General features: G+C 32.9%; 13 protein-coding genes. 4 read left to right on the top strand and 9 right to left on the bottom strand.

All coding sequences use genetic code 11. The features are described from left to right. Position 1 precedes the first annotated feature (1 nt). Positions 2-2,242, top strand: a complete 2,241-nt coding sequence (locus Q0876_RS10250) for a TonB-dependent siderophore receptor (RefSeq protein WP_299227264.1) — start codon at positions 2-4, stop codon at positions 2,240-2,242. A gap of 25 nt (positions 2,243-2,267) precedes the next feature. Beyond that, positions 2,268-2,621 (top strand): heavy-metal-associated domain-containing protein, encoded by a 354-nt coding sequence (locus Q0876_RS10255; protein ID WP_299227266.1) that lies wholly within the window; start codon positions 2,268-2,270, stop codon positions 2,619-2,621. A gap of 103 nt (positions 2,622-2,724) precedes the next feature. On the opposite strand, the gene Q0876_RS10260 is transcribed toward Q0876_RS10255, so the two are convergent. The 9 genes from Q0876_RS10260 to miaB form a co-directional block, all read right to left on the bottom strand. Then, a complete protein-coding gene (locus tag Q0876_RS10260; RefSeq protein WP_299227269.1) occupies positions 2,725-5,145 on the bottom strand; it encodes a hypothetical protein in 2,421 nt (806 codons plus the stop codon). Between the two features lie 204 nt (positions 5,146-5,349). Then, positions 5,350-6,984 carry a chaperonin GroEL gene (gene groL / locus Q0876_RS10265; RefSeq protein WP_299227272.1) on the bottom strand — a complete coding sequence of 545 codons (1,635 nt, stop codon included), beginning with the start codon at positions 6,982-6,984 and terminating at the stop codon, positions 5,350-5,352. A 19-nt stretch (positions 6,985-7,003) separates the two neighbouring features. Beyond that, positions 7,004-7,279, bottom strand: coding sequence for a co-chaperone GroES (gene groES / locus Q0876_RS10270; protein ID WP_299227275.1), 276 nt, complete (start codon positions 7,277-7,279; stop codon positions 7,004-7,006). A gap of 150 nt (positions 7,280-7,429) precedes the next feature. After that, on the bottom strand, positions 7,430-7,783 hold the full coding sequence (gene secG / locus Q0876_RS10275) for a preprotein translocase subunit SecG (RefSeq protein ID WP_299227278.1): 354 nt from the start codon (positions 7,781-7,783) through the stop codon (positions 7,430-7,432). After that, positions 7,783-8,739, bottom strand: coding sequence for a hypothetical protein (locus Q0876_RS10280; RefSeq protein ID WP_299227281.1), 957 nt, complete (start codon positions 8,737-8,739; stop codon positions 7,783-7,785). The genes secG and Q0876_RS10280 overlap by 1 nt, the downstream gene beginning before the upstream one ends. Positions 8,740-8,746: 7 nt before the next feature. After that, a complete protein-coding gene (locus tag Q0876_RS10285) occupies positions 8,747-9,253 on the bottom strand; it encodes an LptE family protein (RefSeq protein WP_299227284.1) in 507 nt (168 codons plus the stop codon). Further along, on the bottom strand, positions 9,253-9,444 hold the full coding sequence (locus Q0876_RS10290; protein ID WP_299227287.1) for a hypothetical protein: 192 nt from the start codon (positions 9,442-9,444) through the stop codon (positions 9,253-9,255). Before Q0876_RS10290 ends, Q0876_RS10285 begins: the two co-directional genes overlap by 1 nt. Before the next feature lie 9 nt (positions 9,445-9,453). Further along, positions 9,454-10,719: a sigma-54-dependent Fis family transcriptional regulator gene (locus Q0876_RS10295; RefSeq protein ID WP_299227290.1), complete on the bottom strand. Its 1,266-nt coding sequence runs from the start codon at positions 10,717-10,719 to the stop codon at positions 9,454-9,456. Between the two features lie 22 nt (positions 10,720-10,741). Beyond that, a complete protein-coding gene (gene miaB / locus Q0876_RS10300; protein ID WP_299227293.1) occupies positions 10,742-12,187 on the bottom strand; it encodes a tRNA (N6-isopentenyl adenosine(37)-C2)-methylthiotransferase MiaB in 1,446 nt (481 codons plus the stop codon). 167 nt (positions 12,188-12,354) lie between these two features. Between miaB and Q0876_RS10305 the strand changes: the two genes are divergently transcribed. Both Q0876_RS10305 and Q0876_RS10310 read left to right on the top strand, forming a co-directional pair. Then, complete coding sequence (locus tag Q0876_RS10305; RefSeq protein ID WP_299227296.1) at positions 12,355-13,113, top strand: hypothetical protein; 759 nt, start codon at positions 12,355-12,357, stop codon at positions 13,111-13,113. Positions 13,114-13,163: 50 nt separating this feature from the next. Next, entirely contained in the window at positions 13,164-13,604 is a 441-nt protein-coding gene (locus tag Q0876_RS10310; RefSeq protein WP_299227299.1) for a hypothetical protein, read from the top strand. Positions 13,605-13,698: the final 94 nt, after the last annotated feature.

The raw sequence follows: 13,698 nt of genomic DNA on the forward strand, positions 1-13,698 counted from the left end.
GATGAAACAATTATTATATATACTGGTATTACTTCCGTTTTTGGCTTTATCACAAGACCAACTATCTGGAGAAATAAGAGAAGCCAATAATGAAGTTAGTAACATACCTTTAGCTGGCGCTAATGTGTTTTGGATTAATACGACTGTTGGTACAGTTACAGATATTAATGGAAAATTTACCATTCCATATCAGAAGAGTTACAAACAACTTATCATTAGTTATGTAGGCTACAAAACAGATACAATTGATGTTACTGAACCTAAATATATAACTCATTATTTACAACCTACAAGTAAATTAGATGAAGTAACGGTTACTGCAAGAAAGCAAACCACTAGTAAATCGTTTTTAAATGCAGCTAATATAATTACAGTTAGCAGTGACGAATTACTAAAAGCAGCATGTTGTAATTTGTCTGAGAGTTTTGAAACTAACCCTTCTATTGATGTTAATTTCTCTGATGCGCTTACAGGGACTAGACAAATTAAAATGTTAGGGTTAACGAGTAAGTATATTTTAATTACAACAGAAAACATTCCCTCAATTCGTGGTGCTTCACAAGCATTTGGCTTGAGCTTTATACCTGGTACATGGGTAGAGAGCATTCAAATAACAAAAGGAGCTGGAAGTGTAGTAAATGGTTTTGAAAGTATTGCAGGGCAAATAAATGCTGAGCTTCAAAAGCCAACAACCGATGATAAGTTTTTTGTAAATTTTTATGCTGCGAGTAATCAACGTATGGAGTTGAACACTCATATCAATACAAAGGTGAGTAACAAATGGAGTACTGGTCTTTATATTCATGGTAATACACATCAAAGAAATCATGATGTTAATGATGATGGCTTTTTAGACATGCCTTTGTACAATCAAATCAATGTGATGAATCGTTGGCAATATATCAACCCAGAAAAAGGATTGGTAAGTTTCATTAATTTACGTTATTTAAATGATGCTAAACAAGCAGGACAAGTAGAGTTTGACCCTGATAGAGATCGAATGACAACAAATTTTTGGGGAAGTGAAATTGATACTGAACGTTTTGAAATCACGACAAAATTAGGCTATGTTAATCCAGAAATCCCATGGCAAAGCTTAGGCTTACAGTTCGCATATAGCAATCATAATCAAAATTCATATTATGGCTTGAATCAATATGACATTAGACATAATAGCGTGTATTCTAATCTAGTGTACAATTCTATTATAAGCGATTCTAGGCATAAAATAAAAACTGGTGCTAGTTTTACCTATGATCATTATGACGAGCGCGCCATTGGAGTTAATTATGAACGAAGTGAACGATCGTTTGGCGGTTTTTTTGAATATGCTTATGACGATTTAGACAAGTTAACTGTTACTGCTGGTTTACGTTTTGATACTCATAATCTATTTGGCGAATTCATGACGCCTCGTTTGCATGCAAGATATACACCTTGGGAAAAGTCGGCATTGCGCTTTTCTATAGGACGAGGGATTAGAAGCGCTAATATTTTTTCAGAGAATCAAAGTATGTTTGCAACTTCAAGACAGATAAATATTTTAAATACCAATGGTAATATTTATGGGTTAGATCCTGAGGTTGCATGGAATTATGGTGTATCATATTTACAAGGATTCAATCTTTTTGGTAGAAAAGGAGATGTCACTTTAGATTATTACAGAACTAATTTTGAAAACCAAGTTGTGGTTGATTGGGAAAACCCTCAAGAAGTAAATTTTTATAATTTACAAGGTGACAGCTATGCGAATAGTTTTCAAATAGAAATGAATTATAATCTTTTTGAACGTTTTGATCTTAGAACAGCTTATAAATATTACGATGTGCAAACACAATATTTAACCGGAAAGTTATCAAAACCACTAATCCCAAAACATCGTTTTTTTGCCAATGCTTCTTATGAAACTCATACAAATGAAAGCGAAAATTCAAAGTGGAAATTCGATGTAACATATAATTGGTTAAGTGAGCAGCGTTTTGCATCTACATCTAGCAACCCAGTAGAATTTAGATTACCAGAGGAATCTCCTACAGTAGGGACACTAAATGCACAAGTGACAAAAGTATTTTCTCCTAAGTTTGAGATTTATATTGGAGGAGAGAATATTACCAATGTAAGACAAGAAGATCCAATTTTAGGAGCAAATGATCCTTTTGGTTCAAATTTTGATACTACATTTGTATATGGTCCAATTTTTGGCAGTTTGTATTATGCTGGATTACGATATAAAATAAAATAGATATTATAGAATTAAATTAAGAAACATGAAAAATATAATTATGATTGCAATGGTATTGCTAACAACATTAACTTTTGCTCAAGACAAAAATGCAAAGGCTTCAATTGAAGTTGATGGCGTATGCTTGATGTGTAAAGAACGAATAGAGAAGGCTGCTATCAGAACAAAAGGTGTGAAATCTGCGATTTGGAATGTAGAAACACATGAGCTTAAATTAATTTTTGATGAGCGAAAAACCAATTTAGATACAATAAGACAACATATTGCTGCTGTTGGGCATGATACTAAAGAGTTAAAAGCAACTGATGAAGCTTATAATACAGTTCACCCATGTTGTAAATACAGAGATAAAGAGGTTCAAGCAGACCACAAAAACTAGTGGTTTCTCACTATAGTTATAAAGTTTTCAAAAAAAGTAATGCCACATCATCATGTGGCATTACTTTTTTTATGATATAGGAATTTGGTAATACTATTTACAACTAATTATTAAGACTAGTGGTGTCTATTGTTTTTATTTGAGAAACAAAATTACCATCACTATCGTAACCTTCAATATAAAATTTTAATGTATCTGTATCTGTATCTATTATTTTTAATAGTTGCGATTTGTTGTTATCTAAAAAGATGTTTGGAAACCAGCTAACTGCACCATAATGACTGAATAGCTTTGATCGGTAATTACTATATTTAGGAGTGTAAAAGTCTTTTGATTCAGAAAAACCAACTCTAGCTATACTTGCATGCGCAAAAGGTCTTGGTTTATTTTCTAAAAACCCTTTTAAGGGAGTTCTTCTTGAATATATTCTTATTACGCCATTGGCACCAGAAATACCAGAACCAAAACCTGATTTATCTATCATAATGCCTTCAATATCTGCTGTTGGAACGGTCAGCAGGAAATCAAAATCTGTTATTGGAGCACCATCGAAAAATACAAGAGGAGAATTATTTGCTTGAATAGTTAGAGGTACCATATTTTCAATTCTTACACCACGAGATTGTTGCTGACGAGTTACACGATATCCATTAGCGGAGATATAATCTAAAACTGTTGGAAATCTCGTTGCTTCACTTTGAGTAATTGTTACATAATTGTCTTTTCCTGTAAGTCCATTGATCTTTAGACCTATGTCTTCAAACTTCTGTTCTTTAACTTTTGTTTTCACAAGAACTTGGTCTAGCTCAATATCATCTTCATAGAAGAAATTTTTCAAATTAGTTTTATTAGAAACGGGAGTTTCTACTAATATTGAATTATTGGTTATTAAGTCTTCTTCAGCGATATAATCATCAAAAGAATTCAATCTACAATTAACATATAAGTTAGGCTTTATTAGCTTTCCTTCTTTATCAAATGAAGAGATTCTAATAGTCTCACCTTTGATTGGAAAGAACTTTTCAACAGTAAATGTATGGTCATCCTTAACATCAATATTAGACCATCCAAAACCTTTGAGTTGAGGGTCTTGTAGTCTTAGTTTTTTAATAGTCTCATCTGAGTTTATTTTACCTTCAAGTGTAATACCATTTTCAAATTCGTAGAGACTTTGTGGAGGGTTATCAAATATATTGTTCCAATTATATCTGCTCCAACCTTGAGTAAGGAGAAGCACATCTAATTCGTATATTTTTTTATTATCAACATTAGTAAAATAATAGATTGGTTTTTCAATATGTCCTTTAACGTAAGGTTTTAAGTAATTGGCAGATAATATGTTGTGATCTGGATCGTAACTTAATGTAGACTCGGGTAAAACTGAAATACTAAGATTATTAAGTGCTTGATTATTTACAGTAGATTTATTATTTACAGCATGAATTGAAAAATAAAGTGAATCGTTTTTAGTTTTAATCTTGCTTATAGCAAAATTGGTTTTAGAAGTATGTGTGCTCTTACTATTATAAATGATGCGTTCAACTATTGTATTGTTTTGCTCATCAAAAAGGGTTAAAATATTTATGCCTTTAAATAAATCAGACTTTGGAATAACAAATAATTTTGTTTTTGAAGTTTCAAAAGAAAAAGGAATACTTCTTAAAAAACCATCTTTATGTAAAGCCAATCTGTAGGTTTTGTTTCCAATAGATTTAAGTGTTTTATCGTTGGTACTGATATTTACGAAAACCTTTTCAGTGTTAAGATTGTTTACATTTATTGTGATACCTTGATATTTGATGTCTGTAATAGGGTGGCTAATAATATTACCGTTCTCTAATTGAATCTCTGCATTATAATTCTTGCCTTGAGTAGGTGTAAACATGCATTTACCAATACCAAAGGAATTGCTTTTAAAAGTGGTCATTTCAGATTTAGAGTCGTCATATATGGTTCCATTAATTTGAACACCTTTTCCATTACTATCAATAATTTTAAATCCTAAAGAGTTGGCAACGTCATAAACTAGATGACCTCCTTCAGGTAAGAATTGAAAATCATAGGTGTTTTCAATAGTCTTAGGTTTTGTTTCGTTATAATCTTCAGCTATAATTCTTATTTTTTGTACGAAAGCATCACTCTCTTTAAAATTTTTCATCCAATTGGTAGATGCTTTTATATAATAATCACCAGAGGTTAATGTAGAGTCTATTAAAATATTTCCACTAGCACCACTATTAACAGCTAGCCATAAATGGTTTTTTATAAGCTTTCCTTTGTCGTCATAAAGTCCAACATTAACATTGGTTGTGGCTTTAGATGGCAAGTTGTTATGTCTGTCATAAACATAAGCTTTAAACCAGATCTCTTCGCCTGAAATAAAGGTTGTTTTATTGAGATGCGTATAGATGGTTTCTCTAGGAAGCTCAAAATAGCTTTTGTATTGTTGCTCAATAGGTTTCTCTTCTTGAGAATATAAAAGTGTAAAGAAACAAAGAAAAGTGAGGAGTAAACAATTTCTCATAGACAATGGTTTTTTATAAATTTAAGTAATATTGTCTAGGATATAAAAAAATAAAAGTTAATTGTTTTTTAATTATTTCCGATAATTTGTTTACTGTAAGCTACTTAAATACTTTGAAAGATAAAATGTTATATAGATTGAAGTTAAAAAAAAGAGACAACCTGTACAGATTGTCTCTTTTTAAATAATACATGATAATTAGGATTACATCATGCCTGGCATTCCGCCACCCATTGGAGGCATTCCACCAGCAGGTGCATCCTCTTTAATATCTACTAAAGCACATTCAGTAGTTAAGATCATTCCAGAAACCGAAGCAGCATTTTCTAATGCAATTCGTGTTACTTTTTTAGGATCAATGATACCAGCTTTTAGCATATCTACGTAAGTTTCAGTTTTGGCATCAAACCCAAAGTCCTTTTTACCTTCTAAAACTTTATTGATTACTACAGAACCTTCACCACCAGCATTTTCAACTATAGTTCTTAAAGGAGACTCTATAGCTCTATTAACAATTTGTACACCTGTAGTTTCGTCTAGATTATCTGTAGCTAGTTTTTCAAGAACTTTTTTAGCTCTAACTAAAGCTACACCACCACCAGCAACAATGCCTTCTTCAACGGCTGCTCTTGTAGCATGAAGCGCATCATCAACTCTATCTTTTTTCTCTTTCATTTCTACTTCAGAAGCAGCACCAACATAAAGTACAGCAACACCACCAGCTAGTTTTGCTAGGCGCTCTTGAAGTTTCTCTTTGTCATAATCACTAGTAGTCGTTTCGATTTGAGCTTTAATTTGATTAACTCTTGCTTTGATATCTGAAGATTTACCAGAGCCATTAACTATGGTCGTGTTGTCTTTATCAATCATTACAGACTCAGCAGTTCCTAACATGCTTAAATCTGCATTTTCAAGTGAGAAACCACGCTCTTCAGAAATAACAGTGCCACCAGTTAAGATAGCGATATCTTCTAGCATAGCTTTACGACGATCACCAAAACCAGGAGCTTTAACAGCAGCTATTTTTAATCCGCCACGTAATTTGTTTACCACTAAAGTAGCTAAAGCTTGACCTTCAACATCTTCAGCAATAATTAATAACGGACGACCAGATTGTGCTACTGGTTCTAGTATTGGAAGAATCTCTTGTAAGTTTGAAATCTTTTTATCGAATAATAAAATGTAAGGATTTTCTAAATCTGCGATCATTTTGTCAGAATCGGTAACAAAGTATGGCGATAAGTAACCTCGATCGAATTGCATCCCTTCAACAACGTCAACATAAGTATCAGTTCCTTTTGCTTCTTCAACAGTGATAACACCCTCTTTTCCAACTTTCCCGAAAGCTTGTGCTATTAATTCGCCAATAGTATCATCATTATTTGCTGAAATTGAAGCCACTTGCTTTATCATTTCAGAAGAGTTCCCAACCTTTTTGGATTGTTTGTCCAAGTTTTCAGTAATAGCTTCAACTGCTTTATCAATACCACGTTTTAAGTCCATTGGGTTTGCACCAGCAGCAACATTTTTTAAACCTTCTTTAACGATAGATTGTGCTAGTACAGTTGCTGTAGTTGTACCGTCACCAGCCAAATCGTTAGTTTTAGAAGCGACTTCTTTAACCATTTGAGCTCCCATGTTTTCAAGCTCATTTTCTAACTCAATCTCTTTTGCTACTGAGACACCATCTTTAGTAACTTGAGGTGCGCCAAATGATTTACTAATGATTACGTTACGCCCTTTAGGTCCTAATGTTACTTTTACTGCATTTGCTAATGCATCTACACCACGTTTTAATCCGTCACGTGCTTCAATATCAAATTTTATGTCTTTTGCCATTTTTATTTTTATTTCTTAATTAAACAATTGCTAATATGTCACTTTCACGCATAATAAGGTAATCTTTACCTTCAAGTTTTAATTCTGTACCAGAATACTTTCCATAAAGTACTGTGTCACCAGATTTTACAGTCATAGGTTCATCTTTAGTCCCTTTACCAACAGCGACAACTTTTCCTTTTTGAGGTTTTTCTTTGGCATTGTCTGGAATTATAATTCCTGAAGCTGTCTTGGTTTCAGCCTCTACAGGTTCAATTAGAACTCTGTCTGCTAATGGTTTAATGTTTAAGCTCATTGTTATGTAAATTTTTTGTTGTTTGTTTATGATTAACGCTTTAGCGTTATGCTAAAAATGTGCCAATAGATGATACATGACAAAGTTTCAGTAATAAAAAAATGCCAACTAATCTTAGTTGACATTTTTAATAAGTTATTTATCTAATTCCTAGTTTATAGAGTCGCCTAGAGTTGCAGTATCATCTGAAGATGTATTTACTGGAGTTGCAGGAACGTTAGTTGATGTCTCGTCATTATTTATGATTTTAGATTCGGTTTGACCTCCAGCGCCAGGAATGGCAAAGTTTGAGGCAAGTATCAAAGCTAAAAGCAAAGTAGCTAATGCCCAAGTACTCTTATCTAAAAAGTCTGTTGTTTTTTTAACACCACCTAATTGCTGAGTGCCTCCGCCTCCAAAAGAAGATGACAACCCACCACCTTTAGGGTTTTGTACCATAACAACGACCACTAGCAAGAATGCTACTAGTACGATAAGTATTAAAAATATAGTAAACGTATTCATTATTTCTGTGTATTATTTTCTTGTAATTGTTTAATCGCTTTAATTTGGTCTGCAAAGAAACCACTTTTTTCTGGATATTTCAAACTTAAAATTTTATAAGATTGAATTGCTTTTTCATAATTGTTTTGCTCAAGATAAATTCTAGCTAAAGTCTCGGTCATTAAACCATCATGCATAATTTTATCATCTGTGTCTACATTGATTTTTGGAGTATCTTTTGATGGAACAATTTTCGGGTTGCTTTCTAGGAATTTGTCTATTAATTTAAACCTCTCATTAGTTGTACTGACTTTTTGTGATTCTAAAGTGCTGCTTTTTTCTTCTGGAACAACCGAACTGTCAGTTCTATCTATAGGTTTAAAGCTCGTTATTTTTAACCATTCAGTGAAAGAATGTGTTTCTGAAGCATCAAATTCAAGTGGCTTTCCAATTTTTAATGTTACTTCAGGTGTTTGCTCAATATTTTTTGTGTCTATATCTAAAATAACCTGCTCTGGAGTGGTATCTTGAAGCGATAAAAAATTGGCAACGTCTTCAACTTTCACTTTTTGTTCGAAAAGATGCGGATCAAGAACGCCTTCAGTATTCTTTATGTGTTCTTTTAAAGCATCGTCTATAGTGACGCTTCTATTTACTGATATGTCATCAATATCGTTAACAATAATGGTCTTGAGGTGCTCAGAGTTTTGTTTTATCAACTGTGATATTTCGTTTTGATTAAACGTCTTCGAGGTAATATAATCAAATAGAATACTACGATCTGTAGTAAAGGCAGCTGTAGTTTTTAACTCTTGGTTGTACCTGTAACTTTCTTTGTTCTTTAAACCTTTCAAATAGAGTGCTCTTGCCGATTGTGTATAAGGAAACTCAGTAATAAGTTCTTGTAAGCTATTGGTTTGGGCAACAGTTATATTCTGAGGGTTTTGAAGTATGTATGTGTAATCTGCTGTATTCAAAATTAAATTACCATTTGGCTAGTGTTGCATTAAAAATATCTTGTGTTAAACGCTCAAATATCTCTTCATGAGCAGTATCTTTTTGTGCGCCTTGTAATAGAGCATTTCCACTATAATCGTAAAAAAAAGAGAAGCGTTGTTCAAACTCTTCGTCTGGTTCATTCTTATCATAGAATCTAACATTAACAGAAACTGTTAGTCTGTTTTGTGCTGCTGTACTATTAGCTTGAGCTGTTGTAGGAGAGATACGATAGTCTGTAATTTCACCTTCATACACTAGGTCGCCATTACTATTTGTTAGATTTAAATTGGTTTGATTAAGAATTAAATCCTGTAAGGCTAGTGTAAAATCTCTATCAAAACCAGGTTCTATTAAATTAGCCGAGTTTTGAAAATAATTAACCTGAAAGGTTTCGATATTGTCTTTTATAGATGTTCCAGTAAATGAATATGGTCCGCAGCCATAGAATAATATTGGTAAACAAAATAAATATAGGTGTTTAAATAATCTCATTAGTATGTATTTGGACGTTTCATTGTTATAAAAGCGTAAATCTTTCCTGCTTCAATCGTAAAAGACGTGGTAATCAAGCGATAGCCTTGGTAATGTTTGTCGTTGATTAAATCTTCAGCCTCTTTTCTAATGGCTTCAGAACTGTTAGGTCCAAACGTCATTCTTAATCTAAATATTTCTACTGCTTTCATAAACTTTTCTTAAAGATCGTATTGTTTGATTTTTCTATATAAAGTACGTTCACTAATGCCAAGTTCTGCAGCTGCTAATTTTCGTTTGCCATTATGGCGCTCAAGTGATTTTTTTATCAACTCAAGCTCTTTGTCTTGTAAAGATAATGTTTCTTCTTCTTCAATCTCTTCAGCAAAATGGTATTTATCTTGAGAATTATCTTCTACAGTATCAATGCTTTTGCTTTCATCTGAAATAGGTAAGACCTCTAAATCTTCAATATTAGCTTCTATATGGTCATTGTCATTTGTGCCGTAAATTTTTTGAATAAGGTGCTCATTATCTTTTTGTACCTCATTTGCATTACCGCTTTTCATTAATTCCATAGTTAGCTTTTTGAGATCGTTAAGATCATTTTTCATATCAAAAAGCACTTTATACAAAATCTCTCGTTCGTTACTAAAATCACTTTCAGTTTTTGATGTATTAATAACAGCAGGTAAATTATTCGAAGAACTTGGTAAATAACCTCTAAGGGTTTGAGCGCTTATTGTTCGGTTTTGTTCTAAGACCGAAATTTGCTCAGCAACATTTCGCAATTGCCTAATGTTTCCGTTCCAGCGGTGTTTTAATAAAATGGCTACAGCATCTTCAGTTAGCTTAATTGTTGGCATTTTGTATTTGAGCGCAAAATCGCTAGCAAATTTTCTAAATAAAAGATGGATATCTTCTTTACGCTCTCTTAGAGGCGGAATATTAATATCTATTGTGCTTAATCTGTAATACAAATCTTCACGAAACTTCTCCTTTTTTATAGCTTCAAACATGTTTACATTTGTAGCTGCGACAATTCGTACATTGGTTTTTTGTACTTTACTTGAACCCACTTTAATAAATTCGCCATTTTCTAACACACGTAATAAGCGTACTTGTGTGGTTAATGGTAATTCTCCAACTTCATCTAAAAAAATGGTTCCGCCATCAGCTACTTCAAAGTAGCCAGAACGGGTTTGTGTTGCTCCAGTAAAGGCGCCTTTTTCGTGACCAAAAAGCTCGCTGTCTATTGTGCCTTCAGGAATGGCACCGCAATTTACAGCAATATATTTACCGTGTTTGCGGTGTGATAGTTGGTGTATGATCTTAGGAATACTTTCTTTGCCAACGCCACTTTCACCAGTAACCAATACTGAGATGTCTGTCGGTGACACCTGTATCGCTTTCTCGATAGCGCGATTTAGCTTGGCATCATTACCGATGATTCCGAAACGTTGTTTTATGGCTTGAATTGATTCCATAGTTATATCCTGCTAAGTGGTTTTAATTATTTTTTGAATAGCCAATAGCCTCACCAATGAGTGTTGCGCTGGTACAATCTTTTACATCTACATTAACTAAATCTCCAATATTGTAATGTTCTTTAGGAAATACAGCAACTATATTTTGGGATGTTCTTCCAGACCATTGGTTATTAGATTTTTTTGATTCGCGTTCGATTAAAACTTCAACTGTTTTGTTAAGGTATTCTTTAGTTCGTATCTCACTATGTTCGCGTTGTAATTGAACAATTTCTGCCAAACGTCGCTTTTTAACTTCTTCAGGAACATCATCATCCATTTTGCGTTCTGCCATGGTGCCTGGTCGTTCAGAATAGGTAAACATATAACCAAAATTATACTTCACATATTCCATGAGGCTCAAAGTATCTTGGTGGTCTTCTTCAGTTTCTGTTGGGAAACCAGCTATTAGATCTTGACTTATAGCACATTCAGGAAGAATTCGTCTAATATTATCAATGAGGTCAAAATATTCCTCTCTCGTATGTAAACGATTCATCTCTTTTAAAATTCTATTGCTTCCACTTTGAACAGGCAAATGAATGTGCTTACAAATATTATCAAATTTCGCCATGGTTTCAATTACATCCAAAGTCAGATCCTGAGGATTACTTGTAGAAAATCGAATACGCATTTTTGGTTGTGCTTTTGCGCATAATTCTAGTAATTGAGCAAAATCAACAGCTGTTGCCTTCTGTAAATCGCTTGCTTTTTGAAAGTCCTTTTTGAGTCCACCACCATACCATAAATAACTATCAACATTCTGGCCTAAGAGTGTGATTTCCTTAAAACCTTTATTCCATAAGTTGTTTACTTCTTCGATGATACTTTGTGGATCTCTACTTCGTTCTCTTCCACGAGTAAAAGGGACTACACAAAATGTGCACATATTATCACAACCACGAGTTATCGATACAAATGCAGTGACGCCATTACTATTTAATCGTACGGGAGAAATATCGCCATAAGTTTCTTCTTTTGAAAGAATAACATTAATAGCGTCACGACCTTCATCAACTTCTGCTAAAAGATTCGGTAAATCTTTATAGGCATCAGGTCCAACTACTAAATCAACAATTTTTTCTTCTTCTAAAAATTTAGTTTTTAAACGTTCAGCCATACAGCCTAAAACGCCAACTTTCATTTTAGGGTTAATGCGTTTAACAGCATTGTATTTTTCAAGACGTTTTCTAACAGTTTGTTCTGCTTTATCTCTTATTGAGCATGTGTTAACTAAAACTAAATCTGCATCTTCTAACTTTTGAGTGGTATTAAATCCTTGATCAGATAATATAGAAGCTACAATCTCGCTGTCACTAAAATTCATGGCGCAACCATAACTTTCTATAAAAAGCTTACGATTGTTACCATGTTTAGGTGTCAAAATTAGTGTTTCCCCTTGTTTATTTTCGTCTATTGTTTTTTCCATTTATATCTTCCCTTATTACGGTAATCCATTAAGGATGAGATTTAATAATCAATTAGCATGCAAAGATATGATAATTTTAAAGATTATGACAAAGTGGCAGAGTTGATTTTGATTTGAAAGCAATTTTTTTTACTTCCTTTGATAACTTAACCATCATTAGATTTTTTATGTTATTTGCAGAGATTCAACTTAAAATCCAAAATGCCAAAATGTTAGATTTTGGTATTATTTTTAATCAAAGTATTGAGTTGTTCAAAAAGATATGGATTCAAGGGCTTGTAACAGTCTTGCTATCGGTAGCTTTAGCAATACCATTTATGATCATAGTATATCTGCCTCTTATTTTTTTAGGAGTTGTTGATGCAAGCAATCCTAGTATGATAGATACAGCTGCACCATTATTACTTTTGGTTTTTGTTTTAGCCTATTTAATTTTAATTATTGCAGTAGCTACTATAACTATTGCGCTTAAGGCTGCTTTGTATCGCATCATGTTTCAGTATGATATGAATGTTTTAGGAAAAGAAGATTATTTTTATTTTCTAAAAAAAACATACCTCTCTAAAACAATTTCTGTAGGATTGGCTTATATTGGAATTAGTGTATTAGCAACATTATTGTGTTTTTTCCCACTTATTTATGTCATGGTTCCTTTAAACTTATTAATTGTTATCTATGCATTTAATCCAGATTTTACATTATCTAATTTGATTAAGGTAAGTTTTGATCTTGGTAATAAAAAATGGTTTATAACATTTGGGTTAACTTTAGTAGCATCCTTTCTAGCAGAAATGGTAGGCTTCTTATTGTGTTTTATTGGTATTTTAGCTACGGTTTCGTTTGTTGGTATTCCGCTATATTTCATTTATAAAGAAGTTATTGGCTTTGATAATGCTGAAACACAACAGATAGAAGAAAATGTTTAAACACAACGCAACCATTTGGAAGTTTAATCATCTTATTAAAAATATCATTCATGAAATTGTCAAAAATTTATATTAGTTGTATCTGTTTTGCATTGTTGTTTATGAACACGCAATGTGATGATGACGATATGGAAACTAGTAATTGTGGTCAACCTGTTGTTATAGATAATGTGTTTTATGAGTCTGCAACTTCAGGATTCTATGATCTTATGAGTTTTGATATTAATGATGATTGTTTGACAATTGAAGTGTCTTCCAGTGGGTGTAATGGAACATCATGGAGTATGGTACTTGTAGATTCTGGCGAAGTAGCAGAGTCGTCTCCTGAGCAGCGATTTTTAAAATTTGTTTTCACAAATGATGAGGCATGCTTGGCAGTATTCCAACAGAGCAGAGTGTTTGATCTTACATCTTTACGTGTTGATGGTTCAAACGAAGTCGTTCTAAATATTGAAGATTTCCCCGAAGCTATTAACTACGTGTATCCATAACATTAAATTTAGAATAGAATGCATGGCCTGAAATTTTCAGGCTTTTTTTATAGACGAACTTTATGATAATAAGGTTAAAATACTATTGAAATTT

This window comes from uncultured Psychroserpens sp. (assembly GCF_947503375.1).
In the GTDB taxonomy this organism is placed as follows: Bacteria; Bacteroidota; Bacteroidia; order Flavobacteriales; family Flavobacteriaceae; genus Psychroserpens.

What these genes read in the sequence shown, in the direction of transcription:
- Q0876_RS10250 (WP_299227264.1), top strand. Translation starts at nt 2, where the DNA reads ATGAAACAATTATTATATATACTGGTATTACTTCCGTTTTTGGCTTTA.
- Q0876_RS10255 (WP_299227266.1), top strand. Translation starts at nt 2,268, where the DNA reads ATGAAAAATATAATTATGATTGCAATGGTATTGCTAACAACATTAACT.
- Q0876_RS10260 (WP_299227269.1), bottom strand. Translation starts at nt 5,145, where the DNA reads ATGAGAAATTGTTTACTCCTCACTTTTCTTTGTTTCTTTACACTTTTA.
- groL (WP_299227272.1), bottom strand. Translation starts at nt 6,984, where the DNA reads ATGGCAAAAGACATAAAATTTGATATTGAAGCACGTGACGGATTAAAA.
- groES (WP_299227275.1), bottom strand. Translation starts at nt 7,279, where the DNA reads ATGAGCTTAAACATTAAACCATTAGCAGACAGAGTTCTAATTGAACCT.
- secG (WP_299227278.1), bottom strand. Translation starts at nt 7,783, where the DNA reads ATGAATACGTTTACTATATTTTTAATACTTATCGTACTAGTAGCATTC.
- Q0876_RS10285 (WP_299227284.1), bottom strand. Translation starts at nt 9,253, where the DNA reads ATGAGATTATTTAAACACCTATATTTATTTTGTTTACCAATATTATTC.
- Q0876_RS10290 (WP_299227287.1), bottom strand. Translation starts at nt 9,444, where the DNA reads ATGAAAGCAGTAGAAATATTTAGATTAAGAATGACGTTTGGACCTAAC.
- Q0876_RS10295 (WP_299227290.1), bottom strand. Translation starts at nt 10,719, where the DNA reads ATGGAATCAATTCAAGCCATAAAACAACGTTTCGGAATCATCGGTAAT.
- miaB (WP_299227293.1), bottom strand. Translation starts at nt 12,187, where the DNA reads ATGGAAAAAACAATAGACGAAAATAAACAAGGGGAAACACTAATTTTG.
- Q0876_RS10305 (WP_299227296.1), top strand. Translation starts at nt 12,355, where the DNA reads ATGTTATTTGCAGAGATTCAACTTAAAATCCAAAATGCCAAAATGTTA.
- Q0876_RS10310 (WP_299227299.1), top strand. Translation starts at nt 13,164, where the DNA reads ATGAAATTGTCAAAAATTTATATTAGTTGTATCTGTTTTGCATTGTTG.